25 protein-coding genes are annotated in these 25,408 nt (G+C 73.9%); 10 read left to right on the forward strand and 15 right to left on the reverse strand.

Going from position 1 to position 25,408, the window contains the following annotated elements; all coding sequences use genetic code 11:
* The first annotated feature begins 194 nt into the window (after nucleotides 1–194).
* Complete coding sequence (locus E4U91_RS07535) at nucleotides 195–1,289, forward strand: DUF5925 domain-containing protein (protein ID WP_137306106.1); 1,095 nt, start codon at nucleotides 195–197, stop codon at nucleotides 1,287–1,289.
* 16 nt (nucleotides 1,290–1,305) lie between these two features.
* On the forward strand, nucleotides 1,306–2,073 hold the full coding sequence (locus E4U91_RS07540; RefSeq protein WP_137306107.1) for a DUF72 domain-containing protein: 768 nt from the start codon (nucleotides 1,306–1,308) through the stop codon (nucleotides 2,071–2,073).
* A 29-nt stretch (nucleotides 2,074–2,102) separates the two neighbouring features.
* Here E4U91_RS07540 and E4U91_RS07545 read toward each other — a convergent pair whose 3' ends face one another.
* Nucleotides 2,103–2,474, reverse strand: a complete 372-nt coding sequence (locus tag E4U91_RS07545; RefSeq protein ID WP_137306108.1) for a GntR family transcriptional regulator — start codon at nucleotides 2,472–2,474, stop codon at nucleotides 2,103–2,105.
* 71 nt (nucleotides 2,475–2,545) lie between these two features.
* Between E4U91_RS07545 and E4U91_RS07550 the strand changes: the two genes are divergently transcribed.
* Both E4U91_RS07550 and E4U91_RS07555 read left to right on the forward strand, forming a co-directional pair.
* Entirely contained in the window at nucleotides 2,546–3,475 is a 930-nt protein-coding gene (locus tag E4U91_RS07550) for a GNAT family N-acetyltransferase (RefSeq protein ID WP_137306109.1), read from the forward strand.
* Nucleotides 3,456–3,956, forward strand: coding sequence for a ribonuclease FAU-1 family protein (locus tag E4U91_RS07555; protein WP_137306110.1), 501 nt, complete (start codon nucleotides 3,456–3,458; stop codon nucleotides 3,954–3,956). The genes E4U91_RS07550 and E4U91_RS07555 overlap by 20 nt, the downstream gene beginning before the upstream one ends.
* 60 nt (nucleotides 3,957–4,016) lie before the next feature.
* On the opposite strand, the gene E4U91_RS07560 is transcribed toward E4U91_RS07555, so the two are convergent.
* Nucleotides 4,017–4,631, reverse strand: coding sequence for a class I SAM-dependent methyltransferase (locus E4U91_RS07560; RefSeq protein ID WP_137306111.1), 615 nt, complete (start codon nucleotides 4,629–4,631; stop codon nucleotides 4,017–4,019).
* A gap of 140 nt (nucleotides 4,632–4,771) precedes the next feature.
* On the opposite strand from E4U91_RS07560, the gene E4U91_RS39560 reads away from it, so the two are divergent.
* Nucleotides 4,772–4,906 (forward strand): hypothetical protein, encoded by a 135-nt coding sequence (locus tag E4U91_RS39560; protein WP_137306112.1) that lies wholly within the window; start codon nucleotides 4,772–4,774, stop codon nucleotides 4,904–4,906.
* A gap of 15 nt (nucleotides 4,907–4,921) precedes the next feature.
* On the opposite strand, the gene E4U91_RS07570 is transcribed toward E4U91_RS39560, so the two are convergent.
* Entirely contained in the window at nucleotides 4,922–5,371 is a 450-nt protein-coding gene (locus E4U91_RS07570) for a GNAT family N-acetyltransferase (protein ID WP_137306113.1), read from the reverse strand.
* A 168-nt stretch (nucleotides 5,372–5,539) separates the two neighbouring features.
* On the opposite strand from E4U91_RS07570, the gene E4U91_RS07575 reads away from it, so the two are divergent.
* Nucleotides 5,540–6,631 carry a lytic polysaccharide monooxygenase auxiliary activity family 9 protein gene (locus tag E4U91_RS07575; RefSeq protein WP_137306114.1) on the forward strand — a complete coding sequence of 364 codons (1,092 nt, stop codon included), beginning with the start codon at nucleotides 5,540–5,542 and terminating at the stop codon, nucleotides 6,629–6,631.
* A 115-nt stretch (nucleotides 6,632–6,746) separates the two neighbouring features.
* On the opposite strand, the gene E4U91_RS07580 is transcribed toward E4U91_RS07575, so the two are convergent.
* Both E4U91_RS07580 and E4U91_RS07585 read right to left on the reverse strand, forming a co-directional pair.
* Nucleotides 6,747–7,610, reverse strand: coding sequence for an esterase/lipase family protein (locus tag E4U91_RS07580; RefSeq protein ID WP_137306115.1), 864 nt, complete (start codon nucleotides 7,608–7,610; stop codon nucleotides 6,747–6,749).
* Between the two features lie 220 nt (nucleotides 7,611–7,830).
* Complete coding sequence (locus tag E4U91_RS07585) at nucleotides 7,831–8,277, reverse strand: MarR family winged helix-turn-helix transcriptional regulator (protein ID WP_137306116.1); 447 nt, start codon at nucleotides 8,275–8,277, stop codon at nucleotides 7,831–7,833.
* A 93-nt stretch (nucleotides 8,278–8,370) separates the two neighbouring features.
* Here E4U91_RS07585 and E4U91_RS07590 point away from each other — a divergent pair, with 93 nt between their 5' ends.
* On the forward strand, nucleotides 8,371–8,745 hold the full coding sequence (locus E4U91_RS07590; protein WP_137306117.1) for a cupin domain-containing protein: 375 nt from the start codon (nucleotides 8,371–8,373) through the stop codon (nucleotides 8,743–8,745).
* 49 nt (nucleotides 8,746–8,794) lie between these two features.
* Here the strand turns inward: E4U91_RS07590 and E4U91_RS07595 are convergent, their stop codons facing one another.
* Both E4U91_RS07595 and E4U91_RS07600 read right to left on the reverse strand, forming a co-directional pair.
* A complete protein-coding gene (locus tag E4U91_RS07595) occupies nucleotides 8,795–9,769 on the reverse strand; it encodes a DNA polymerase Y family protein (RefSeq protein ID WP_137306118.1) in 975 nt (324 codons plus the stop codon).
* Nucleotides 9,766–13,368, reverse strand: a complete 3,603-nt coding sequence (locus tag E4U91_RS07600; RefSeq protein ID WP_137306119.1) for a DNA polymerase III subunit alpha — start codon at nucleotides 13,366–13,368, stop codon at nucleotides 9,766–9,768. Before E4U91_RS07600 ends, E4U91_RS07595 begins: the two co-directional genes overlap by 4 nt.
* 154 nt (nucleotides 13,369–13,522) lie before the next feature.
* Here E4U91_RS07600 and E4U91_RS07605 point away from each other — a divergent pair, with 154 nt between their 5' ends.
* The gene (locus E4U91_RS07605) at nucleotides 13,523–14,620 is read left to right on the forward strand and encodes a DUF3533 domain-containing protein (RefSeq protein WP_241678530.1); all 1,098 of its coding nucleotides are present in this window, start codon (nucleotides 13,523–13,525) and stop codon (nucleotides 14,618–14,620) included.
* Nucleotide 14,621: 1 nt separating this feature from the next.
* Here the strand turns inward: E4U91_RS07605 and E4U91_RS07610 are convergent, their stop codons facing one another.
* From E4U91_RS07610 to E4U91_RS07640, 7 genes are all read right to left on the reverse strand, one after another.
* Complete coding sequence (locus E4U91_RS07610; protein WP_137306120.1) at nucleotides 14,622–15,419, reverse strand: slipin family protein; 798 nt, start codon at nucleotides 15,417–15,419, stop codon at nucleotides 14,622–14,624.
* 166 nt (nucleotides 15,420–15,585) lie between these two features.
* The gene (locus E4U91_RS07615) at nucleotides 15,586–16,488 is read right to left on the reverse strand and encodes a S1 family peptidase (RefSeq protein WP_137306121.1); all 903 of its coding nucleotides are present in this window, start codon (nucleotides 16,486–16,488) and stop codon (nucleotides 15,586–15,588) included.
* A 256-nt stretch (nucleotides 16,489–16,744) separates the two neighbouring features.
* A complete protein-coding gene (locus tag E4U91_RS07620) occupies nucleotides 16,745–17,527 on the reverse strand; it encodes a DUF1684 domain-containing protein (RefSeq protein WP_137306122.1) in 783 nt (260 codons plus the stop codon).
* Nucleotides 17,528–17,615: 88 nt separating this feature from the next.
* Nucleotides 17,616–18,455, reverse strand: coding sequence for an LLM class flavin-dependent oxidoreductase (locus tag E4U91_RS07625; RefSeq protein ID WP_174867766.1), 840 nt, complete (start codon nucleotides 18,453–18,455; stop codon nucleotides 17,616–17,618).
* Between the two features lie 2 nt (nucleotides 18,456–18,457).
* Entirely contained in the window at nucleotides 18,458–19,219 is a 762-nt protein-coding gene (locus E4U91_RS07630) for an amino acid ABC transporter ATP-binding protein (RefSeq protein WP_137306123.1), read from the reverse strand.
* 36 nt (nucleotides 19,220–19,255) lie between these two features.
* Nucleotides 19,256–21,013, reverse strand: a complete 1,758-nt coding sequence (locus tag E4U91_RS07635) for an FAD/NAD(P)-binding protein (RefSeq protein ID WP_137306124.1) — start codon at nucleotides 21,011–21,013, stop codon at nucleotides 19,256–19,258.
* A complete protein-coding gene (locus tag E4U91_RS07640; RefSeq protein WP_137306125.1) occupies nucleotides 21,010–21,873 on the reverse strand; it encodes an amino acid ABC transporter permease in 864 nt (287 codons plus the stop codon). Before E4U91_RS07640 ends, E4U91_RS07635 begins: the two co-directional genes overlap by 4 nt.
* Nucleotides 21,874–22,441: 568 nt before the next feature.
* On the opposite strand from E4U91_RS07640, the gene E4U91_RS07645 reads away from it, so the two are divergent.
* Complete coding sequence (locus E4U91_RS07645) at nucleotides 22,442–23,398, forward strand: ABC transporter substrate-binding protein (protein WP_137306126.1); 957 nt, start codon at nucleotides 22,442–22,444, stop codon at nucleotides 23,396–23,398.
* A 34-nt stretch (nucleotides 23,399–23,432) separates the two neighbouring features.
* Here E4U91_RS07645 and E4U91_RS07650 read toward each other — a convergent pair whose 3' ends face one another.
* Nucleotides 23,433–24,638 (reverse strand): DUF5685 family protein, encoded by a 1,206-nt coding sequence (locus E4U91_RS07650; RefSeq protein WP_137306127.1) that lies wholly within the window; start codon nucleotides 24,636–24,638, stop codon nucleotides 23,433–23,435.
* Nucleotides 24,639–24,961: 323 nt separating this feature from the next.
* Between E4U91_RS07650 and E4U91_RS07655 the strand changes: the two genes are divergently transcribed.
* Nucleotides 24,962–25,399 (forward strand): cell division protein SepF, encoded by a 438-nt coding sequence (locus tag E4U91_RS07655; protein ID WP_137306128.1) that lies wholly within the window; start codon nucleotides 24,962–24,964, stop codon nucleotides 25,397–25,399.
* Nucleotides 25,400–25,408: the final 9 nt, after the last annotated feature.

Here is a 25,408-nt window from a genome sequence, read left to right on the forward strand (position 1 = left end):
GCAGGATCTCTGCCACAACTTTGGTAGCAGCTACGCGTGTTGACAGGAAGTGTCCATGCCAAAAATCATGTCGACCGATCATCAGATGACCACACGTCAACTGACACAGTCGGCATGTCTGGACGAAGCCGACACACCGTACGGACCGTGGAAACCGGGTGCACACGGGGCCCGCGTGCCCGATCATGGGCGGCATGTCTGCGCACCCACACGACGCTCTGCCGATCCGGCTCAACGTCGACGACTCCGACTCACCGTCCGATGTCGTCGACGCGCTGTTCCTCGGCCGCTTCGCGACGGGGGAGCAGCCGTTCTCGCACGCGGTGAACATCGACCGGGTGCGCTCCGGCGCGACCCTGCTGCCGCCCGACGCCCGGGTGCTGCGCGTCGCCCGCGACGACGACCGCAGCGCCACCCTCGCCGAGGGCGACGGCTGGACGCTGCTGATCTCCCGCTGGAGCCGCGGCGCCGACGTCACGGTGACCGCGACCAGCGCCGAACTGGCCGCGAAGGTGCTGGACCAGGCCACCGACGGCGCGACGGACGAGCCCGAACCGCAGCCCGAGAACGTGACGATGGGCTTCTGGTACGTCTCCCCGCGCCGGGGCCCGCACCGCACGACCCGCCAGATCTCCGCCGGCACCTGGGACGAGGTGCGGGAGAACTACACCGCGCCCGTGGCCGACGCGATGGACCGGCTGATGGCGACCACCCCCGAGGACATCGCCGGGCGGCTGCTCCTGCTGCACGGCCCGCCGGGCACCGGCAAGACCTCCGCGCTGCGCACCCTGGCCCGCTCCTGGCGGGAGTGGTGCCAGGTGGACTGTGTGCTGGACCCGGAGCGGCTGTTCAGCGACGTCGGCTACCTGATGGACATCGCCATCGGCGAGGACGACTCCACCGGCAAGGGCCGCTGGCGGCTGCTGCTGTTGGAGGACTGCGACGAGCTGATCCGCGGCGAGGCCAAGCACACCGCGGGCCAGGCCCTGTCCCGGCTGCTGAACCTCACCGACGGCCTGCTCGGCCAGGGGCGCAACGTCCTGGTCGGCGTCACCACCAACGAGGATTTGGAACGCCTCCACCCGGCCGTGGTCCGGCCCGGCCGCTGCCTGGCGCGCATCGAGGTCGGCCGGCTCACCCACGCGGAGGCCGTGCGCTGGCTCGGCACGGAGGAGGGCGTCGGCCGCGAGGGCGCGACGCTGGCCGAGCTGTACGCGCTGCGCCGGGGCACGTCCCCGACGTCCCTGCCCGAACCGCGGGGCGGCGCGGACGCGGGCCTGTACCTGTAGGTGCTTTCATGGGGCCATGCCCCTGTTCGTCGGCACCTCCGGTTGGCAGTACAAGGACTGGAAGGGCGTGCTGTACCCGCCGGAGGTGCCCACGCGGCTCTGGCTGGAGGAGTACGCGACGCACTTCGCCACGGTCGAGATCAACAACGCGTTCTACCGGCTGCCCTCCCGGGAGACCTTCGCGTCCTGGGCCGGGCGGGTCCCGCCGGACTTCGTGGTCGCGGTCAAGGCGAGCCGCTACCTGACCCACATCAAGCGGCTGAAGGACCCCGAGGAGCCGGTGGAGCGCCTGATGACCCACGCGGCGGGGCTCGGCCCCCGCCTCGGCCCGGTCCTGCTCCAGCTCCCGCCCACGCTCCAGGCGGACCCCGCCCTGCTGGACCGGTGCCTGTCCCGCTTCCCGGCGGGCACCCGGGTGGCCGTGGAACCCCGGCACGCGTCCTGGTGGACCCCGGCCGTCCGCTCGGTCCTCGAGGCCCGGGGCGCGGCCCTGTGCTGGGCGGACGCCCGCGCCCGCCCGGCGACCCCGCTGTGGCGCACCGCCGACTGGGGCTACGTCCGCTTCCACGAGGGGCTGGCCCGGCCCTGGCCGCACTACGGGCGCCGGTCCCTGGAGACCTGGCTCGACCGCATCGCCACGACGTGGTCCTCCGCGGCCGACGTCTACGCCTACTTCAACAACGACCCCGGCGGAGCGGCGATCCGCAACGCCCACACCTTCGCGCGGGCGGCGCGGAGGGCGGGACTGAACCCGACGCGGGCCGAGTTCAGCCCGGCCGGCTGAGTGCCCGGCAGGTCACCGGGGACCGGTCCTCACTCGCCGTAGGCGGCCCGCAGGGCGTCGCGGACGGCCGCGAGGGCCGCCTCCCCGTCCAGGCCCAGGCGGCGGGCCCGGTCGGCGTACGCCTGGGCGGCCGCGGCCAGTTCACGCTCCGCGGCCTGGCCGGCGGCGGCGACGTAGGTGCCGTTGCGGCCCCGCGTCTCGATCACCCCGTCCGCCTCCAGCGCCCGGTACGCCTTCGCGACGGTGTTCACCGCCAGCCCCAGCGACTCGGCCAGCCCGCGCACCGTCGGCAGCCGGTAGCCCACCGGCAGCGCCCCGGACCGCGCCTGCCCGGAGATCTGCGCGCGCACCTGCTCGTACGGCGGGGCGGCACCCTCATCGATGTCGATCTTCAAGGTCACGCAGCGATTGTCCCGCACCGGGCCGGAAATTCGGAGGCGACCGGACGCGGGCGGACGTAGCGTGCGCTCCCATGAACGTCATCGTGCGGGACCTGCGCCCCGGCGTGCGCAGCGACGCGGAGGGATTCGCCCACGTGCGGCGGCTGGTCCTGCCGTACCTGCTCGCCACGCCCGAGTCCGTGCTCCACGACCTCGCCCACGCCCACCCGGACGCCCGGATGCGCCGGCTGGTCGCCGAGGAGGACGGCGAGATCATCGGCACCGCGCAGGTGGGCGTCGCCCATGACAGCCCCGAGCCGGGCGTCGGCTCCGTCAACGTGTGCGTGCACCCGGAGCGGCGGCACCGCGGCGCGGGCACGCTGCTGGCACGCGCGGGCGAGGCGCACCTGGCCGAGCACGGCGTGCGCAAGGTGTACTCCTGGGTCCTGGACGAGCCGGGGCACCGGGCGTTCGCGCAGCGGCACGGCTACCGGGCGAGCCGTCCCGCCCGCTTCCTGCGCCTGGACCTGGCCCGCACCCCGCTGCCGCCCCTGCCGGACCCGCCGGCCGGCGTGGAGCTGCGCACCGCGGCCGACTTCGCCGACGACCCGCGCCCGCTTTTCCAGCTGGACGCCGAGTGCGTGCAGGACGAACCGGGCGACGTCGACGCCGAGTTGGGCGACTACGGGGCGTGGATCGAGGAGTACTTCCGGCACCCGATGCTGGACCCGGAGCTGACCTCGGTGGCCGTGGCCGACGGCCGCGCGGTCGCCTTCAGCGTGGCCCACACCGACGGACGCGCGCACTACCAGACGGCGATGACGGGCACCGCCCGCGCCTACCGCGGCCGGGGCCTGGCCAAGCTGGCGAAGAGCCACTCCCTGCACCGCGCCCGAGCGGCCGGGTACACGCGGGCGTACACGGGCAACGACGCGGAGAACGCGCCGATGCTCGCGATCAACCGGTGGTTCGGCTACGAGATCTGCGCGACGGAGGTACGGCATGTCCGCGAACTCCCCTGAGACCGCCCGCACGCTGGACGTCGTCCTGGTCAAGGCCGGGCGGACGAAGATCCGTTACGCGGCGGAGCTGCTGCACGACGACGGCACGCGCCTCGCGGTCCGCGCCCCCTGGGCCGGTAATGGGGTGCGGGACTTCGGCTTCGTGCGCTTCGAGGCCGGGGACGTGTTCACCGAGTACTACTGGCGCGACCGCTGGTACTCCGTGAAGGAGGTCAGGGACGGGTCGGGCACCCTCAAGGGCTGGTACTGCGACATCACGCGCCCGGCCGTGCTGACCGGCACGGAACTGATCGTGGAGGACCTGGACCTGGACCTGTGGCGGTCGGCCGACGGCAGCGACGTACGGCGGCTGGACGAGGACGAGTTCGAGGAGAGCGGCCTCGCCGACCGCGACCCGGCGGCCGCGTCCGCCGCGCGGGCGGCCCTGGCCGAGCTGGAGGCCCGCGCCCTGGAGGGCGGCTTCGAGGCGCTCCTGCGCTGACGGCCCGCGAACCGGCGCGGGCCACCCGGCACCGGCACCCGCGCCGGCCGGGCCGCTCGCTCACACCGCCCCCACCACCGCGTACCGCTCGTCGGTCACGGCTCTCCCCCACAGCCGTGCGTCGTCCGACAGCCGCTCCACGCGCGCGTGCGCCACGAGCGGGGCCAGCAGGGCGGTGAGGCGGTCCGCGGGGACGCCGACCGGGTCGACGGTCCCCCACACGCCCTCCACCAGCACGAACCGGCCCCCGGGGCGCAGCAGTGCCCGCCAGTGGCGCAGGACGCGGGCCGGGTCGGGCAGCGTCCACAGCACGTGCCGGACGAGGACGACGTCGAAGCACCGCTCGCCGACCGCGGGCGCCGCCGCGTCACCGCGCAGGAACACGGCGTCACGCCCGGCGAGCTTGGCACGGGCGAGGTCGACCATGCGGGCGGAGCGGTCGACCCCGGTGACGCGGTGCCCTTGTTCGACCGCGAGGAGCGACAGGCTGCCCGTGCCGCAGCCGAGGTCCAGGACGTCGGCGGGGCGCTCGGGGAGCCAGGCGCGCAGCCGGTCTGCCCAGGCCGCGCGCACCGCGGGGTCGCGCAGGCCGTGGTCGGGTTCGTCGTCGAAGGCGGCGGCCGCCGCGTCCCAGTCGACACGCTCCGTCGTCGTGGTGTCACCCTCGTCCGTCATGCCACCAGAGTGACACCCGCCACTGACAACGCGATCGTGACGGGCGCCACTGACAGCGCACGGGGCGATGAGGAACTCTCCCGGAACGGGTCTACCTCCGTGAGAACTCGGAACCCGGTAGTCCCTCGAAGGAGGCAGCCATGCGCCGCGACCTCGTGCAGAAGCCCCTGAAGAAGACCGACTCCCGCCGCCTGCGCGACGAGGCCGACGAGCGCCCCGCCGGCCGCCCTGAGGTGCGCAAGGACGTCGCGCGCACCTGGTGGCCCGACGGGTGAGCGCCCGGTGGGCGCTCAGACCAGCGGCTTGCGGTAGTGCAGGCGGTCGTAGGGCCCCTCGGTGCGGCGCTCGACCACCTCGTAGCCGAACCGCGGGTAGATCTTCTGGTTCTCCCACATCATCGCGTTGGTGTAGAGCCTGATCTCGGGCAGCCCCAGCGCACGCGCGTGTGCCTCCACCCACTGCAGCAGCCGCCGTCCCACGCCCCGGCCGTGCGCGTCGGGGTGGACGGCGATGCTGTCGAGGAAGAGGTGGTCCGCACGGGCCTCGACGACCACCAGGCCGACCACGGGCCGTCCGGTGACGAACACCTTGCCCGCGGCCACGTCCGCCGCGTGGTCCGCCTCCATGGGCACGGGCCGCACCCCGATGCGTGCCACGTAGGGCTGGTAGGCGGCGTCGGTCACGGCCCGCACGGCGGGGACGTCGGCGGCGACGGCGGGCCGGATGTCGTCGTTCGTCATGCCGCGCACGGTACCTACCTCAGCGCAGTCCCAACACTCCCTTAACGGCACCATAAGGATCCCCTCCACCGGGTCCGAGCAGGCGATTCCCGGGCCGCCCGGGGCTAGTTTGCTGATCACCCCCACGGGATCCAGCCCGGTTTGCAGGACCGTTCCGAGGAGTTCCGCATGTCCGCCCGCCGCCGTACGACCGCCGCCGCGATCGCCCTCACGGGTGTCGCCCCGCTCGCCCTGACCGCGCTGTGCGCCTCCCCCGCCTCGGCGCACGGCTCGATGGGCGACCCGGTCAGCCGGGTCGCCCAGTGCTACGCGGAGGGCCCGGAGAGCCCGAAGTCGGCCGCGTGCCGGGCGGCGGTCGCGGCGGGCGGCACCCAGGCGCTGTACGACTGGAACGGCATCCGCATCGGCGACGCGAACGGCCGGCACCAGCAGCTGATCCCGGACGGGAAGCTGTGCAGCGCGAACAGCGAGGAGTTCAGGGGCCTGGACCTGGCCCGCGCCGACTGGCCGGCGACCGGCGTGCGCGCCGGCGCATACACCTTCAAGTACCGCGTGACCGCCCCGCACAAGGGCACCTTCAAGGTCTACCTCACCAAGCCGGGGTACGACGCGACGAAGCCGCTCGCCTGGTCCGCCCTGGACCTGGAGCACCCGGTGGCGACGGCCACCGACCCGGTCGCGGCGGGCGGCTTCTACACGTTCTCCGGCACGCTCCCCCAGCGCTCCGGGCGCCAGCTGCTGTACGCGGTGTGGCAGCGCTCGGACAGCCCGGAGGCGTTCTACTCGTGCTCCGACGTGACGTACGGCGGCGCGGCGGCGGGCGGGTCCGCCGAGGCGCCCTCGCAGGAGCAGATCGACGCCGGTGCCGACAAGTCGACGATCGAGCACCACGGCCACGGCGACGACGACGCGACCACGACGGCGGACCCGACGCCGGGCGAGGGCAGCGGCTCGGGCAGTGGCACGGACGGCGGGACGAACGGCGGTTCCGGCAGCGGCACGGACAGCGGTGCGGGCGCCGCCGGCAGCGGCACCCGGGACGACAGCGGGGCGGCGGGCGCGGACACGGCGACGGCGGCCCCCGCGGTCCCGGCCGACGCCAACGCGCCCCAGCCGGCCGGTGCGTCGCGCAGCCTCGCCGAGACCGGTGGCGACAGCAGCACGACGTACTTCGCGATCGGCGGCGCGGGCGCCCTGGCCCTCGGTGCGGCGGCGCTGTTCGCGTCGGTGCGGCGGCGGGCGGTGGGCGGCCGCCGCTGAGCGGCGGACACGACTCCGGGGTCCGGCCAGCGGCTCAGGCCGGCCGGACCCCGGCGGGCGTCACCCGGGCGCCCGCACGCGGGCGGGCCGGGCTCGACCGGGGCTCAGTCGGGGCTCAGCTGAAGACGGACGCGCAGGTCGAGGCGGTCGCGTGGGCCGGGTCGAGGGCGTTGGCGACCTCGTGGAAGGCGATCCGGTCGAGCAGGCCGATCGCCAGGTGCTCGGAGAGGTCGAGCGGGCACAGGTCCTGCAGCAGGACGTTGCGGACGTCGGAGCCGCTCAGGTACTGGCTCCGCCAGGGGGTGACCACCTCGTCGTACTGACTGGCGATGACCGTGTAGCGCACGCCCGGGACGGTGTCGCCGCCCGCGTTCAGCTTGGTCAGGAACGCGGAGCCGACGATCTGGTCGGCGAGGCCGGGGGTGGTGGCCTTGAGCAGGTCCTCGGCGCCGGGGAAGTACGGCAGCAGGTTGGTCAGGCCGCTGAGGGTCGTGCCGTGGTTGTCGGGGGCGATGCCGACGAGGGCGTTCACCTTGGCGGCGCCGCCGAGGAACTTGAGGTAGTAGCGGGGCATCATGCCGCCCTGCGAGTGGCCGACGAGGTCGGCCTCCGCGGCGCCGGTGGCGGAGAGCACCTTGTCGACGAACACGGAGAGCTGCGCGGCCGACCGGTCGATCGGGCCGAGGCCGTGGAAGAGCGGGACGCCGTCGAGCTGCCCGTAGTCGAGGGAGAAGACGCAGTAGCCGCGGCTCGTCAGGTAGGGCGCGAGGCCCAGCCAGTTGTCGACGGAGTTGCCGAGGGTGCCGTGCACCAGGACGACCGGGCGGGGGTGTGCGGCGGAGGGCTTGCAGGAGTAGTCGTTCCAGCCGCTGGAGGGAGCGGTGGCGGCCTGTGCGGTGCCGGCGGCGGGGAGGGTGGCGGCCGCGGCGGTCAGGACGAGCGCGGCGAGGGGTCTGAGCAGTCTCTTCCAGGGCAGCATCGGGTGATCTCCTTGCGGCTCAAGGGGGATGCGATGGTGGGGTGCCCTGTGATCCGGATCACGGGATGCTGTTCACTCGTCAAGTTACGGGCGAGTAGCCCACGCGTGAAGTTACGCGTCAGTAAAACTTCCGGTGATGAGCGGGCAAGCCGTGAAGTCCGATGAACTGACGGGAACGTCCGTGAAGTCCTGACACTCCCTGATATCCCCTGATGCTCCGTCACCAGGCGGGACGGATGGGACCTCCGGGAGCGATCCGCGCCAACCGGGCGCCCAGCGCGCCGACTTCACCCTCCCCGAGCGTGCGGACCCAGTCCCCCACCACCTCGGCGGCCGCCTCCTCGGCCGCCCGGGTGCACGCCCACCCCCGCCCGGTCAGCACGACCAGCCGGGCCCGCGCGTCGCCGGGGTGCGGCCGCCGCTCGGCGTACCCCTTGCGCACGATCTCGTCGACCAACTGACTGGCCGCCTGCTTGGTCACCCCGAGGTGCGCGGCGAGGTCGGTGACGGTGGCGCCGTCGGGCGCGAGGCGCGCGAAGGCGAAGCCGTGGGCGGGCCGCACGTCGGCGAAGCCGCGGGCCACGACCCCCTCCTGGATGCGCTGGGTGAGGTCGCCGGCCACCGCGAGCAGGGCGGCGGACAGGGCCATGGCGTCGGAGTTCTGCACACGGGCATTGAAACACCCTTGACGCATTGGTCAAGCTACTTGACGATATGGACAAGCAGCTTGACCAAATGCCCTCTCCGAAGGAGACCCGCCATGCCCGTCGTCCGCTCGTCCGAGGCCGTCACCCACGAGGTCCACGGCGCCCGTTTCGTCTCGTACGCCAGTCCGCTGACCGGGAGCAGGGAGCTGTGCGCCTGGCGCGGGGAGATCCCGGCGGGCACCCGGGCCCCCGCGCACACGGTCTCCCGGGAGGAGGTCTTCCACCTGCTGGTCGGCGAGCTGTTGATGACCCTCGACGGCCGCACCGAACGGATCGGCGCCGGGGACACGGTGATCGTGCACGCCGGCACGACCCTCGCCGTGGAGAACCCCACCGACCACACCGCGCTGTCCTGGGTCACCACCTCGGTCGGCCTGGAGGCCGAACTGGCCGACGGCACCCGCCTGGTGCCGCCGTGGGCCAACTGACGGGGCACGGACCGGCCGGGCCGGTCGGCCGGTCCGTGCCCCGCGTGGCTCACGCGGCCAGCGATCCCGGCATCACCGCGCGCGGACCGAACTTCGCGCGGGCGCGGTCGGCGACCTCCTCGATGCGGCGGACCTTCTCGTCGACCGGGTCGAAGGTGAGCTGGTGCGCGGCCCGGTCGGCGGGGGTGAGCCCCTCGGCGCGCAGGGCGAGCGCGCGGACCCGGGCCCGCTGGAGGCCCAGCGCCTCGTACAGCCCGTGGGCCGTCTTCGTCAGGTCCGCCGAGTGCGCGGTCGGTTCGGTGAGGGTGCGGCTGCGGGTGGTGGCGGACCGGTCGGCGTAGCGCACGGTGAGGGTGAGGGTGCGGCAGACCTTCTCCACGGCGCGCAGCCGGGTGCCGATCTCCTCGGCGGCCGAGAGCAGGGCGCGGCGGTGCCGGTCCGGGTCCAACTCGTCGCGCTCGAAGGAGCGTTCGGTGACCAGGGAGCGGGAGATCCCGTTGGGGACGACCCGGCCGCGGTCGATGCCGTTGGCCTTCTCGCGCAGTTCGCGGCCCGCCTTCGCGCCGATCAGGCGCTGGAGCGTGGACAGCGGCGCGGCGGCGACCCGGCCGAGGGTGTCCAGGCCGTACTCGTCCAGGGTGCGGGCGGTCGCGGGCCCGACACCGGGCAGCGCGGCGACCGGCCGGCCGGCGAGGAACTCCGCGATGCCGTCCGGGTCCCCGGGCACCGCGCGAGTCAGCCCGGGCCGGGCCTCACGCAGCGCCATGCGGGCCAGCAGCGGGCCGGGACCGGCGCCGGTCGCGCAGTCCACGCCGTGCAGGGCGAGGGCGCGCACCCGGATCACCGAGGCCAGTTCGACGGCGGTGCGGCCGAAGTAGCGTTCGGCGCCCCGCAGATCGGCCAGTGCCGTGTCCGGTGGCAGCGCCTCGACGACGGGGGTGAACTCCTCGAGCAGCCCGAGCAGCCCCGGCAGGGCCGCCTCGTACATCGGCGGCAGCTGGAAACGTACGCAGAGGATGGTCATCCCGCACTCCCCGGACTCTGGTGCCACAACTTCCTTCCCACCGCGGGCCCTTCGCCCGCGGGGCGCAGATCCGCCCAGGGGTGCATCTCGTACCCCGTGGACATGCGGATCTTCCGTTCCTCCATCGGGTCGCGCGCCGCGGAGCCCGCGGGCGCCGGGCGGCCCTCCGAACCGGCGAGGCGGGCCCGGGCCGCGCCCTCGCCGTCGGCCGGCGGGGCGCCGTCCACGGCGGCAGGCGTCCGCGCCAGCCGGGCCGCGACCTCGTCGAGGCCGCCCTCGGCGCGCAGTTCGATCAGGTCGGCGAGGTTCCAGGCGGCCGCGCCCACGACGCTGAAGCTGCGCGGTCCGCGCCGCTGGACCACTCCGCGCACCAGCAGCAGCCAGGAGTGGAAGACGGTGTGCGCGCAGGTGTCGTGGGAGTCGTCGAAGAAGGCGAGGTCGACCAGTCCGGTGCCGTCGTCGAGGGTGGTGAAGATGACCCGCCTGCCGGAGCGGATCGGCGGGGTCTGGGTGGCCGCCTTGGCGCCCGCGACCAGCACGGTCTCGCCGTTGCGCACCTCGCGCAGCCGGCGCGCGGGGACGACGCCCAGCTCGGTGAGGAACTCCCGGTGGTCGTCCATCAGGTTGCGCGAGGCGTCCATGGAGAGCACGCCGAGCTCGGCGCTGAGCCGCTCCGCGGACGACAGGTCCGGCAGCCCGGCCGACGCGGTCCTGCGTCCCCCGGCCAGCGGGAGCTGCCCGCCGCCCCCGCTGCGGGTGCCCCGGTGCAGCTCGGTCAGGTGCAGTTGCAGGTCGCGCCGGTTGGCGCCGAACGCGTCCAGCGCGCCGACCTGGGCGAGCCGTGCGGCGATCGGCCGGCTCGGGCGGGCCCGCTCCCAGAAGTCCAGCAGCGAGGCGTACGGCCGGCCCTCGGCGATCCGCGCGGCCTCCGCCTCGCTGATGCCGTGCACGTCGGAGAGGGCGAGCCGCAGACCCCACACCCCCTCGGGTCCCTCCGGCCGCCCGGATCCAGATCCACCGGACTTCCCGGATTCAGACACCAGTTCGATCTGGTGGGTGACGCCGGACGCGTTCACGTCCAGCGGCAGGATCGGCACCCCGCGCCGCCTGGCGTCCGCGAGCAGCAGCCGCTTGGGGTACATCCCCGGGTCGTGGGTGAGCAGCCCGGCGTAGAAGGCGGCCGGGTGGTGGGCCTTCAGCCACGCCGACTGGTACGTCGGGACGGCGAAGGCCACCGCGTGCGCCTTGCAGAAGCCGTAGCTGCCGAACGCCTCGACGATCTCCCAGGTCCGCCGGATCGTTTCCGCGTCGTAGCCCCGGGCCGCCGCGTGCTGGGCGAACCAGACCTTGATCCGGGCCTGCGAGCCGGGGTCGGACAGCCCGCGCCGGATCCGGTCGGCCTCGCCGCGCCCGCAGCCGGTCATGATCGCCACGATGTCGATGATCTGCTCGTGGAAGACCACGACCCCGTACGTGCCCTTCAGCGGCCCCTCCAGGTCGGGGTGCGGGTAGCGCACCGGGGCCCGCCCGTGCCGCGCCTCGATGAACGGCCGCACCATGTCGGCGGCGACCGGGCCGGGCCGGAACAGCGAGATGTCGACGACCAGGTCGTGGAAGCCGGCCGGCTGCAGGCGCCCCACCAGGTCGCGCTGGCCCGGCGACTCGATCTGGAAGCAGCCCAGCGTCTCGGTGGAGCGGATGAGCCGGTACGTCTCCGGGTCGCCGGGCGGCACGCCGTCCAGGTCGACCTCCTCGCCCGTGGCCCGTGCCACCTCCGCGACCGCGTGCGCCATCGCCGACTGCATCCGCACGCCCAGCACGTCCAGCTTGAGCAGCCCGAGGTCCTCCACGTCGTCCTTGTCGAACTGGGACATGGGGAAGCCCTCGCCGCTGGTCGGCACCACCGGCGTACGGGACAGCAGGGAGGCGTCGGACAGCAGCACCCCGCACGGGTGCATGGCGATCCCGCGCGGCAGGGCGTCGAGGGCCTCGACCAGCTCCCACAGCCTGCCGTACCGGTCCCGCTCCGCCGCCAGCCGCTTCAGCTCGGGCAGTTCGTCCAGGGCCGCGCGGGCGTCGCGGGCGCGGACATGCGGGAAGGACTTGGCGATGCGGTCGATGTCCGCCGGGTCCAGGGACAGGGCGGCGCCTACGTCGCGGATCGCGTGCCGGACGCGGTACGTCTCCGGCATCGCGACCGTCGCGACCCGCTCGGTGCCGAACCGGCCGATGATCGCGCGGTAGACCTCGAGCCGGCGCGCGGACTCCACGTCGATGTCGATGTCGGGCAGCACGACGCGCTCCTTGGACAGGAAGCGCTCCATCAGCAGCCCGTGCTCGACCGGGTCGGCGTGGGCGATGCCCAGAAGGTGGTTGACCAGGGAGCCCGCGCCGGACCCGCGCGCCGCGACCCGGATGCCCATCTCCCGTACGTCGTCCACCACCTGGGCGACCGTCAGGAAGTACGAGGCGAAGCCGTGGTGGGCGATGATGTCCAACTCGTGGTGCATCCGCTCCCAGTAGGCGCGGCGGCCGGTGTAGCCGCGCCGCACCATCCCGGCGACGGCCCGGGAGGCGAGCGTCCGCTGGGCGGTGCGCCGGTCCGCGCCGACCAGGTGCGCCTCGGGGAAGTGGACGGCGCCCATGCCGAGGTCGTCCTCGGGGTCTACGCGGCAGGCGGCGGCCGTCGCCGCGGTCTGCTCCAGCAGCCGGTGGGCGGCCTCGGGCCGGAAGCCCGCGGCCGCCACGATCCGCTCGGCCGCGCGCAGCATGGCCTCCGGGTCCTTGAGCCAGGCTTCCCCGGAGTCCAGCTCCTTGGTGGGGTCGATGGGCACCAGCCGCCGGGCGGCGTCCAGCACGTCGGCGACCGGGCCCTGGCCGGGGTCGGCGTAGCGGACGGCGTTGCTGAGCACGGGCCGGATCCGCTGCTCGGCGGCGAAGCCGACGGTACGGGCGGCCAGGCGCAGCGAACCGGGCCCGGTGCCCTCGCGCCCGTGCCAGACGGCCTCCAGACGCAGGGCGTCGCCGTAGACCTCGCGCCAGGGGGCGAGGAGCCGCGCGGCGCGGTCGGGGCGGCCCGCGGCGAGGGCGCGGCCGACGTCGGAGCCGGGGCCGAGCAGCACGGTCAGCCCCTCGGCGTGGTTGTCGGCCCAGGTCAGCAGGGGGGTGCCGGACGAGGGACCGCCCGGTCCGGGCGGCGCGGGCGGCGCCGCGGGTCCGGTGCCCGCGTGGGCCGCCGAGACGAGCCGGCACAGGTCGGCCCAGCCCCGGGCGCCGTCCCGGGCCAGGAAGGTGACCCGGGGGGCCGACTCGTCGACGAAGGCACCGCCGCGCACGGGGGTACGGCGCCTGCCGCGCTCCTGGGTCCGCCCGGGCGGCTCCGGCGGGGCCACCGCGAGGTCCACCCCGAAGAGCGGCCGGACGCCCGCCCCGGCGGCGGCCTTGGCGAAGCGGACCGCCCCGGCGACGGTGTCGCGGTCGGTCAGGGCGAGGGCGTCCATGCCCCGCTCGGCGGCGCGCTCGGCCAGCCGCTCCGGGTGCGAGGCGCCGTGGCGCAGGGAGAACCCGGAGACGGTGTGCAGATGCGTGAAACCCGGCACACGCACCTCCCGCACTCGTGAGCCCCACACGGCTCTCGAACATCAGTTCCAAACTCGTCCACCTCCACCATAGACCATTTCTCGAACATGTGTACGACAACCATTCGGGCGCCTCCCACCTGCGGAAACGCCCGTGCCCCGGGACTGTGGGGACATGACACAGACCTCCTTCCTCGGCGAGGTGAAGGACGCGGTCACACCGCGCGCCACGCTGCTGGTCCTCGGCGTGGTCGCGCTCTCGCTGCTGTTCATCACGTCCTACGTGGGCGCCCTGCACGACCCGAAGCTCAAGGACGTGGCCTTCGGGGTGGCCGCCCCCGGGGCCGCCGCGGAACGGACGGTGGCCCGGCTGGAGCGGCTGCCCGGCGCCCCGCTGGACCCGCGCGCGGTGACCGACGCGGCGACGGCCCGGCAGCAGGTCCGGGACCGCACCCTCTATGGCGCCCTGGTCGTGGACCCGGCCGGCGGCACCGACACCCTGCTGGTGGCCACCGGCGGCGGCAAGGTGCTCGCGTCCGCCCTGGAGGGCCTCGTCGGCAACCTGGAGAAGGCCCAGGGCCGCACGGTGCGCACGGTGGACGTGGCCCCGGCCGAGGCCCGCGACGCCAACGGCCTGTCGTCCTTCTACGTGACCGTCGGCTGGTGCGTGGGCGGCTACCTGTGCGCCTCCATCATGGTGGTCAGCACGGGCGCCGCCCGCTCCACCCCGCGCCGCGCGGTGATCCGGCTCGCCACGATGGCCCTGGTCGGGATCGTCGCCGGCCTGGGCGGCGCGCTGATCGTCGGCCCGGTCCTGGGTGCGCTGCCCGGCAGCTTCGCCGCGCTGTGGGGGCTGGGCGCGCTGATCGTCTTCGCGGTGGGCGCGGCCACGCTCGCCCTCCAGGGGCTGTGCGGACTCGCCGGCATCGGCCTGGCCATCCTGCTCGTGGTGATCCTGGGCAACCCGAGCGCGGGCGGCGCGCTGCCCCCGCCGATGCTGCCGCCGTTCTGGCGGGCCATCGGCCCGGCGCTGCCCCCGGGCGCGGGCACCTGGACGGCCCGCTCGATCGCCTACTTCCGGGGCAACGCCGTCACCGGCCCCCTGCTGGTGCTGTCGGCGTGGGCGGTCGCCGGCACCCTGATCACCCTGCTGGCGTCCCGCCTGCGCACCGGCGGGGCGGCCCGGCGGCCACCCCGCACGACCGGAGGCCCACCGGCCGGCGGAACGGCGGCCGGCGGAACAGCGGCCGGCGGAACAGCGGACGCCCGGTAGCTCACGCCCCCCGCTCGGGCGGCGCGGGGTTCACCGGCGGCTGCTGGGCCCGCTCCAGGAACCGCAGCAGCTCCACCGGGAAGGGCAGCACCAGGGTGGAGTTCTTCTCCGCGGCCACCGCGACCACCGTCTGGAGCAGCCGCAGCTGCAGCGCGGCCGGCTGCTCGGACATCTCCTTGGCCGCCTCGGCGAGCTTCTTGGACGCCTGGAGCTCGGCGTCGGCGTTGATGACACGGGCCCGGCGCTCGCGGTCGGCCTCGGCCTGGCGGGCCATGGACCGCTTCATGGTCTCGGGCAGCGACACGTCCTTGATGTCGACCCGGTCGATGGTCACGCCCCACTCCACGGCCGGGCTGTCGATCATCAGCTCCAGGCCCTGGTTCAGCTTCTCCCGGTTGGACAGCAGGTCGTCCAGCTCGCTCTTGCCGATGATGGAGCGCAGCGAGGTCTGCGCCATCTGCGAGACCGCGAACCGGTAGTCCTCCACCTTCACCACCGCGTCGGCCGGCGAGGTCACCCGGAAGTAGACGACGGCGTCGACCCGCACGGTCACGTTGTCCCGGGTGATGCCCTCCTGCGCGGGCACCGGCATGGTGACGATCTGCAGGCTCACCCTGCGCAGCTTGTCGACGCCGGGAACCACCAGCGTCAGCCCCGGCCCGCGCACACCGTCCCGCAGCCGGCCGAGGCGGAAGACCACGCCCCGTTCGTACTGCTTGACGACCCGCGCCGCCGCCGTCACGTAGACCGCGCCGGCGCACGCCAGCGCCGCTCCGGCCGCCACCAGTTCCTCGACCATGTCGGCCCCCAGGGTCCGCAGTGGGTGCCGGGCGACCAGCGCCCGTACCCCGACGGTAACCCCGTACCGTGGGCAAGCGGGAGCCCCCGCACGACGGTTGGCGTGCGGGGGCTCCCCGGGTCGCGGTGCCCACCGGTCCGGCCGGTGTGCAGGGACGCGGTCCCGGTCAGTACACGTGCACCCCGTAGGCGCTGAGCGCCTCGGTCACCGGCTGGAAGAAGGTCGTCCCGCCGGAGGAGCAGTCGCCGCTGCCGCCGGAGGTCAGGCCGTAGGCGATGCCGCTGTTGGAGTACAGCGGGCCGCCGGAGTCGCCGGGCTCGGCGCAGACCGTGGTCTGGATCAGGCCGTAGACGACGTCGCCGCCGCCGTAGTTGACCGTCGCGTTCAGCGCGGTGACCCGGCCGCTGTGGATGCCGGTGGTCGAGCCGCGACGGTAGACCGTGGTGCCCACGGAGGGCGTGGCCGCGCTGGTGATGTCGACGCTGCCCACGGCGCCCGACTTGGTGACCGAGGAGTTCGTGTAGCGCACGAGCCCGTAGTCGTTGGTCGGGAAGCTGGAGCCGGCGGTGGTGCCGAGCGTGGTCGAGTGGGACGAGTTCGACCACCAGGTGCCCGCGCCGTCGGTGCAGTGACCGGCGGTCAGGAAGTAGTAGTTGCCGCTGTTGTCCTGGACGTTGAAGCCGAGGGAGCAGCGCCAGCTGCTCGCGTAGATGGCGTCACCGCCGGAGATCAGCTTCTGGAACTTGCCCGCGGTCCGCTTGATCGTCAGCGCACCGGAGTTGGTGCCGGCCTGCTCCTTGATCTTCGCGATCTCGGACTGGGAGACCGTGCTGTCGACGGTGACGACGACCCGGTTGGTCTTGCTGTCGACGACCCAGGCGGTGCCCGGGACGTCGGCCTGGAGCACCGAGGAGCTGGCGCTCTTGAGCTGGGTGGTGCTGAAGGTGGTGGCGTCCGCCGCGGTCGCGTTGGGGATCGCGATCGCGGCCGCGGCCACGAGTCCGGTGGAGACGGCGATCAGCCGGGTCCGTCTCGTGATGCCGCTGGTGGTGGTGCGCTTGATCCTCACGTTTCGTTCCCTCCCAGGGGAAGTCGGGGGCCCGCGTGGGGTCGGGGCCCGTGAGGCGCAGCCAGGTCCGCCGGGGCGTCCGGATTCCGAACACGCCGTGGCCCTGACAAGCGCTGAGGGGGAGTATTCGGCCGAACGGCCGGTCGGCGCAAGGGTGCCTTTCAGCCGTCAACCTTTGCCCTGGCTTTGCGTGTTGGACACCCGCCGATCGCCCGGCGACCGCCCGCCGACCGGCCCCGACCGCTGGTGACCGGTTTCAGAGCAGATGGCGCTCCCCCGCGGCGACCGCGACCGGCAGTGTGTTGCCGGGCGGCGGGAACGGGCACAGGAAGTGGTCCGCGAAGGCGCACGGAGGCAGTTGGGCGCGGTTGAAGTCCACCGTGGTACGCCCCTCGGCGTCGGGCGCCCCCGGGTACAGGAACCGGAAGCGGAAACTCCCGTCGCCGCTGGTCGCGTCGGCGAACACCGCCCACAGCGAGCCGTCGCCCTGCACGGCCACCCGGAGCGTGAACTCCTGCCCGTCCAGCGCGAACGCCACCTCCCCGCCGAGCCCGAGCCCCCGCTCGCGCCCGTCGGCGTTCGGCACCCGCACGGTGCGGTCCTCGCCGTACGGGGTGAACCGCCCGGGCACCGCCCAGCGCTCCTCGTACGGCGTGGCCGCGATGCCCCGGAAGGCGGCCCGGGCCCCGGCGTCCGGGTCGTGGACGCGCACCCCCCAGAGCCCCTCGCGCACCAGCACGAGCAGCCGCCGCTCCCCGTGCCCGACCCGCACCGCGTCCACCGGTCCGGGGTCGGCCGCCAGGCGAACCTCGCCGGTGAACGGCTCGCCGTCCAGGGTCAGCCCGTCGGCCCGGGCGGCGGTGAGGACCACCGCGTCGGCTTCGGCCACCCAGGTCCCGGGGATGTCCGGAATTCGCCCCTCCGGATGGTCGTCGAGCCAGTGCGTGCCGGTGACCGCCAGCGGCCCGTAGGGCGCCGTCACCGCCTCCACGCGCTGCTCGTGCCACTGCTTCCACGCGTCGGGCGCGTCCGTCGTCATCCGACCGGCCTTCCTCGAAAAGGGATCAACGAAAGAGTTCTGCGGAGAGCTCTGCAGAGGGATCTGCAGAGGGGGTCGACAAGGGAGATCAGTGGAGGGTCGGCACGAGGGGCCGCAGGCCCAGGTGCTCCCGCAGCGTGCTGCCGGGGTAGAACGTGCGGAACAGCCCGCGGTGCTGGAGCAGCGCCACCGTGCCGTTGACCAGCCGCTCCAGATCGCGCCGCGGCGCCACGGGCACACAGTGGAAGCCGTCGACGGCGCCGTCCTTGTGCCACACGGCGATCAGCTCGGCCAGGTCGACCGGGCCGCCCCGGTACAGCGGGCCGTGCACGGTCGGCCGGGGCCCGCCCCCGCCGTGCCCGGGCTCGGCGGCGTACTCCCCGTCGCCGAGGTCCACCAGGAGCCCGGCCAGCACCCGCAGCCCGTCCGGGTCCCGGCCCGCCCCGGCGGCCCGCTCCCGCAGTTCGTCACGCACGATCCCGGCCTGCACGGCGTCCGCCACCCGGATCACCGCCACGTCGGCGTACCGGGCGGCGGCGGCCCGGGCCCCGGGCGCGGTGGCGTCGACGACCCGCACGGGCGGTGCGGGCGCGCTCCCACCGCCGCCGGCCCCGGCCCGCGGGGGCGCCCCCCGCGCGCCCCCGTCGGCCCACACCCCGGTCCGTTGCCGGTGCGCCGGGTCGACGTCCTCGACGCCCTCCCCCGGCACCGGGACGACCCCGATGCGCCGGGTCGTGGCCAGCGCCCGCGCCGCCAGCCCGGGCGGTGTCCCGTCGCCGGCCAGGGTCACGAAGTCCAGCCCGCCGCGCTCGGCGAGCCGCACCAGCTCGACCTGGGCGTCGGCGTCGGCCGCCCCGGCGGGGTCGACGGCCGCGGAGTCGACGGCGGCGGCCAGGTGCAGCAGTCCCCGGCCGTACGAGGCGCCCATGCTCACAGCACCTTCGACAGGAACGCCCGGGTCCGCTCCTCCCGCGGGGCGTCCAGCACCTGGCCCGGGGGACCCTGCTCCACGATCCGCCCGTCGGCCATGAACACCACGGTGTCGGCGACCTCCCGGGCGAACCCGATCTCGTGCGTGACGACGATCATCGTGGTGCCCTGGCGCGCCAGGTCCCGTATGACGTCGAGGACTTCGCCGACCAGCTCGGGGTCGAGCGCGGAGGTCGGCTCGTCGAACAGCAGCAGCTTCGGCTCCAGCGCGAGGGCCCGCGCGATGGCCACGCGCTGCTGCTGCCCCCCGGACAGCTGTTTCGGATAGGCGTCGGCCTTCTCGGCGAGGCCGACCCGTTCCAGCAGCCGGCGCGCGTCCCGGACGGCCTGCTCCCGGGGCCGCTTCAGCGCCGACACCGGTGCCTCCACGACGTTCTCCACGACGGTGAGGTGCGGGAAGAGGTGGAAGTTCTGGAACACGAAGCCGATGCGCGTGCGCTGCCTGAGCACCTCGCGCTCGGGCAGTTCGTGCAGCCGGTCGCCCACCCGCCGGTAGCCGATGAGCGTGCCGTCGACGCTGACCGCGCCGCGGTCCACCTTCTCCAGGTGGTTGATGGTGCGCAGCAGCGTCGACTTGCCCGAGCCGGAGGGCCCGAGGACGACGGTCACCTCCCCGGCGCGCACCGAGAGGTCGATGCCCTTCAGGACCTCCAGCGGGCCGAAGCTCTTGTGGACCGACCTGATGTCGACCATGACGCTCATGAGTGGGTTCCCTTGACTGGCGGACGGGTGGGCGGGTCAGGCGGCGGCGTCGAGGCCGAGCTCCCGCAGGAGGGCGAGGGCGGCGCGCGCGGTGGCGTCGTTCTGCCGGAACGCGGGGCCCCCGGTGCGCGGCCGGGTGAACGCGCCGGGCGCGCGGACCTCGGTGTGCGGGCCGAGCGCGAACCGCCGTGGGTGCGGCCGGCCGGCCGGGTCGAGGATCCGCCCGTCGACGGGGTCCACCCGCAGCAGCCCGTCCGGGGTCTCCCCCACCCCCTCGGCGTGCAGGGCGCGCAGCAGCGGGTCCCGCGCCCGCGCGACCGTCGGCTCGGGCAGCCGCGCCTCGACCAGGGCCCGCGCCTCGACGCGGAACCCGGGCACGGTCGGACTGGACGCCCGGAACACCCCGTCCTCGGCGTGGACGGCCATGTCGGCGCCGACGAACCGCAGCAGGCCCGCCCGGGACAGCGCGAGCATCTGCCGCAGCCGGGGCCCGGGCGGTCCGGAGGCCATGTAGTTGAAGAAGCCGTGCCAGGACGTGCCCACGTCGCCGAGCCGCACGAGCTGCCCGTACACCGAGAGCAGCCCGAGGAACACGGCCAGGTCGGCGCTGTGCCCGGGGTCGTGGCGCCGGGTCACGTCGCCCTCGATGTACTGCCGCAGCCCCTCCTGGAGGTCCTCGTGGGTGGCGTACCGCACGCCCTCCAGCGGCCGGTCGAGCGCGGCCAGGTCGAGCCGGTCCGCGGCCTCGGGGACGGCCGCCGCGGCGAGCGCGGCCCGCTCCTCGGGGCCGGTGGTGGCCGCGTACTTCTCCTCGAAGTCGGTCCAGGCGACCGTCGTGCGCTCGGGGTGCACGGTGAACAGCCGGTGGTAGTGGGCGAAGCCCAGCTCCTTCTCCACCAGCGGCCACACGTCCCGCCGGAAGTCGAACCCGCCGGGCCGGGCGAGCAGTGCCTCGATCTCCGGGGGCCCGAAGAAGCGGGGCAGCGGCGGCCGTTCACCGTCCAGGCCGTAGCCGATCTTCGAGTGGTACGGCACTCCGCGCCGCGATCCGACGTACAGCACCGGCTCGCGTCCGGAGGGCAGGTAGGTGTCGCCCTCGTGGCGTCCGCCGCGGCCCTCGGTGAGCAGCACCATCAGGTCGACGAAGGCGAGCCCGAAGCCGCGCACCAGGACCGGTTCGCCGGGCCGCAGGCCGGACAGGTCGCTGTCGGCGGTGAAGTCGGGCGGCAGGTGGGTGAGCCCGTGGGTGCGGGCGTACGCCGCCAGCTCCCGCTGCTCGTCGTCGGGTTCGGCGTCGAGGTGGCCGAGGGCGAGCACCACGAGGTCGGCGCCCAGCGGCTCGGTACGGCCCTCCAGCCAGACCTGCTGGCGTCCGCCGCGCGGCCCGCTCACCCGCACCGCGCGCCGAGGGTGGTGGTGGACGGTGATGCCCGGGGGCAGGGCGGCGACGGCCTGCTCGTGCACCCAGCCCAGGTAGGCGCCCTGGACGCGGCGGCCCGCGAAGGTGCTGCCGTCGATGCCGGCCCACTCGTGCAGGGTGGGCCCGGGGCGCACGGGTCCGTCCATGGCCACCGTCTCGTCGGTGAACATGGTGACGTCCTCGGCGTGCGAGTTCATCCACAGCAGCGGGGACTGGGCCTGGCGCCAGATGCGTCCGGCGCCCGGCGGGTGCGGGTCGACGAGGTGGATGTCGAGGTCCGAACCGGCGTACAGCTCGGGCGCGTTGGCGGCTATGCGCTCGATCAGGCCGGTCGCGCGCGGGCCGGCCCCGACGATCACCAGGGAGGGGCTCATCGGGCGGCCCCCGTGCCGCGCGCGTAGCGCTTCTCGACGTAGTACTGGCCGACGCTCAGCACCGAGGTGACGACGGTGTACCAGACGGTGGCCACCATCAGCAGCGGGATGACCTGGTAGGTGCGGTGGTAGACGAGCTGCACCGAGAACAGCAGGTCCTGCACGGCGATGACGCTGACGATGGAGGTTCCCTTGAGGGTGCCGATCAGCATGTTCCCGGCCGGCGGCACGATGGCCCGCATGGCCTGCGGCAGCACGATGCGCCACCAGCGGCGCCACCGGCTGAGCCCGAGCGCCTGCGCGGCCTCGATCTGGCCCGGGTCGACGGAGAGGATCCCGCCGCGCACCACCTCGGCGGCGTAGGCGGCCTCGTGCAGGGTGAGCCCGATGATCGCCACCGCGATGGGCGTGAACAGGTCGACGGTCCGCACCCCGAACAGGTGCGGGTACAGCGCGCCGATGTTGAACCACAGCAGCAGCTGCACCAGGATCGGGATCGACCGGAACAGCCAGACGTACCCCCAACTCACCGCGCGCAGCACGGGGTTGGCGGACAGCCGGGCGGCGGCGAGCAGGGTGCCGAGGGCGAAGCCGAGCACCATCACCACGACGGTCAGCCAGAGCGTGAGCCACAGTCCGCGCAGCACGGAGTCGGTGGTGAAGTAGTCGGCGACGACGCCCCATTGGAACGCCCGGTTGCGCAGGACGGAGGTGACGGCGAGCCCGAGCAGGACGAGCACGGCGGCGGCCGCGGTCCACTGTCCGAGACGGCGCTGCGGAACTATGGGCAGTTCGTCGGCGTGGACCGGCGGGTCGTCCGGGGCGGCGGGGGCCTTGGCGAGGGTGGTGTCGGAGGACATGGGAAGGCTCCGTGGGTCGGTGGTCCCTCCCGCCTCGGCCGAGCCGGGACCGGGGGACGAACACGGTGGTGCCTTCACACGGGCGGCGCGCGGGGCGCCGTACGGCCGAGCCCCTCAGCAGGGCCGCGCCTCGACTGTACGGTCCGATTTCCCCTCGCTGTCAAGGGTGTCCAGACTGTGAGCAGTACGTCTCATGTCGGTTGACGCGGAACCGGGGACCTGTTCCACTTGCCCCATGCATCCGCAGCAGTGGCTGGTCACCCGCTCCCACATCGACTTCGGTCGTGTGTGGTCCTGTTCCTGTTGAGCGACCCCCTGCTGCCCTGATCACGGTGATGCCGTCCCCCCACACGGGGACGTCCCCATCCTGATCCCCGGGCGCCTCCCGCGTACTGCCGCACGCGTTCCCTTCTTCTCCGCAGCTTTCCCCGCGGCCTTCGCTGCAGCTTTCTCCGCAGCCTTCTCTGCACCCTTCCTTGCACCGTTTTCCTCACTCTTCGCCTTCACACGCGCACCCCCTCACTCCGCGCTTTCCTCCCTCTTGCCGTTCGTAGGAGACACGCCCACGATGCGCACGCCCTCGCGTACCCCTTCCCGCCTGCTCGCGTCCTTCGCCCTGATCACGTCCGCCACCGTCCTGGTGACGGCCTGCGGTTCGGGCTCGGACGACTCCGGGTCCGGCAGCACCGCCCAGGCGGCCGCCGGACCCGACGCGATCCCCACCACCGACGTGGTGTCCACCGTCCGCAAGGACGAGGCGGCGGCCAAGCTCCTGCCGTCCGGGGTGACCGGCCTGACCGTCGGCACGAGCGTCGGCAGCACCCCGCCCGGCACCTCCTACCTGGAGGACGGCAAGACCCTGGTGGGCCAGGACGTCGACTTCACCCGGGCGGTCGCCAAGGTGCTCGGCGTCGACGTCAAGCAGGAGCAGGCGAGTTTCGAGGCGATCCTGCCCGCCCTGGACAGCGGCAAGTACGACGTCGGCGTCAGCAACTTCGGCGTCACCACCGAGCGCCTGAAGACCATCGACTTCGTCACCTACATCAACGACGGCCAGGGCTTCGCCACCCGCAAGGACAGCAAGCTGGCGAAGGTCACCGACCTGGCGCAGCTGTGCGGGCTGAACGTCGCGACCGGCGCCGGCACCACGTTCGAGGCGACCCTGGAGAAGAACGCGCACCTGTGCACGGACGCCGGGAAGAAGGCGTACAAGGTCCAGACGTACAGCGAGTCCAGCGCCGTGTGGTCCTCGCTCCAGCAGGGCCGCAGCGACGTGGTGATGTCCACCATCAACGGCCTGCGCTACGCCGTCGCCCACCAGGACGGCCTGAAGTTCCTCAACGAGTTCCACCGCCTGGACGTGGGCTTCGCCTTCAAGAAGGGCACGAAGCTGGCGCCCGCCTTCCAGGCGGCGGTCGACAAGCTCATCGCGGACGGCACGTACGCGAAGATCCTGAAGAAGTGGGGGACGACCGGCTCGGCGATCGCCAAGTCGCAGATCAGCCCCCCCGAGCTGAAGAACTAGCGCACGCCCGGCGCCTGCGGCCGCTGACGCCGGGTCAGCAGTCGCAGGCGCAGCACTCGCAGCACGAGCACGCCTCACAGCACGAGCAGGCCTCGCAGCAGGAGCAGTCGCAGTCACCGCAGCCGCTGCACCAGCCCTCCCGCTTCCTGCGCGACCAGGGGCCCTCGAACTCGTCGGCGCAGCACAGCCGGCAGGTGCAGCACAGCCCGATCGCCGCCGCGCAGCCCGCCCAGAAGCCCCGCTTGGCGGGCGGCTGCGGCCCGCCCCCGAAGGGGTGGCCCCCGCCCTGGTACGGGTGGTGCGGGTCGTACGGCGTCCCCGGACCCTGGGGCGCGTACGGGCCCTGCGGCGGGCCGAAAGCGGCCTCCGGGGCGTGCCCGCAGGACGTGGTGCCGAAGGCCCGGTCCACCGAGCGCCGCAGCTCGTGCGCGAGCAGCAGGTGCGCCAGCCGGCCGTCGGTGAACTCCGCGTCGCGCAGGGCGAGCCGGATGCCGCGCAGCGCGTCGTCGGCGAGCCGGCGGGCCTCGGCGCGGGAGGTGCCGGTCGCGGTGAGCGGGTTCCAGGCGCCGGCCGCGGCGTCGGCCGGCTGGTCCTCGACGGCGTCCAGCAGGTGGGCGAGCCGCCCGAAGAGCCGTCCCACCTCGGCGAGCGGTACGGCGTTGCCGGGCCGCCCGGCCAGGACCGCGGTGTGCGCGAAGGCGGCCGCCGTGGCGGTCTCGGTGGGTTCGGTGACCGTCAGCAGCGGCGTGCCGGGCCCGGCGAGTGCCTCGATGCCGACCTGCCGGTCCACCGCGTCGACCAGGACGGCGGTGTCGAACCCGACGGCCGAGCCGCCGCGTTCGCCCGCACGCCCCCAGCCGGCCGCGACCCGGCGCGCGGCGAGCGCCACCGGCCTGCGGGCCAGCAGGCCGTCGCCGTCGGCGACGTGGTCACGCACCTTGGCCGAGGCGAGCACCAGGGAGACGGCCGCCGCGAGCCGCGCGCCCCCGCCCTGGGCGACGGACTGGGTGCGCATCCCGCGCAGCGGACACGGGCCGGCCGTGCGCCGGGCCCCGGGCGCGGGCTCGGCCTGAGCCTCCGTCAGGACCGAGATGAGCAGCCCGTCGTAGTTGGTGACGACCCGCGCGAACTGACCGTGGTCACGGCGCAGGGCGAGGCACAGCCCGCACAGGTGCGCCATCCACTGGGTGGTGAGGCCCTCACCGAGCCGGTGACGGCAGGGCCGGACGATTCCGAACACGACGATCCCCCGTAATGCTTACGACATCGAGCTGCCGCATGCTATCGACCGATCGTCGTTCCGGGAGTGCCGCGGAACGGTCGTCCCTGTTCACTCATCCGCCTCACGTCTCACCCGTCCGCCGCAGACAATCATATTTCACTCTCAGTCAGCAGCGGTTTACTTCGGAGCCCTTGGGATACGCGGCCTCTCGACGGATCTGCTGTGCACCAGTACCGTCACAAACCCCCCGCGCGGCGTCTATCCACTTGGCGCGACATCCGCATCATGGACGACCATGGGGTGCGGAAAGGAACAGAAGACCGCTGTGAGAGGAGGCGTCCATGGGATCGGTGCGCAAGGCGAGTGCCTGGCTTGGCCTCGTCGACGACAACGATGACGAGCGTTACTACGACGACGACTACTCCGAGGGGACCGACTCCGGGGACGCCTGGGTGACCGACCCCCGGGTGAAGGTCGCCTCGGACACGGCCGAGGAGAAGGGCCGCCGGATCGGCACGGTCACCCCGGACAGCTTCCGGGACGCCCGGGTGATCGGCGAGCTGTTCCGCGACGGCGTGCCCGTCATCATGAACCTCACGGCCATGGAGGCGGCGGACGCCAAGCGCGTCGTCGACTTCGCGGCCGGGCTCATCTTCGGCCTGCGGGGTTCGATCGAGCGCGTCTCCACGCGCGTGTTCCTGCTGACGCCCGCCCACACGGAGATCGTCAACGGCGACCCGGGCGCGCACCGCGCGGACGGTTTCTTCAACCAGAGCTGAGGCAGGGCC

Origin of the sequence: Streptomyces lasalocidi, assembly GCF_005280215.1 — a bacterium.
Taxonomy (GTDB): Bacteria; Actinomycetota; Actinomycetes; order Streptomycetales; family Streptomycetaceae; genus Streptomyces; species Streptomyces longwoodensis.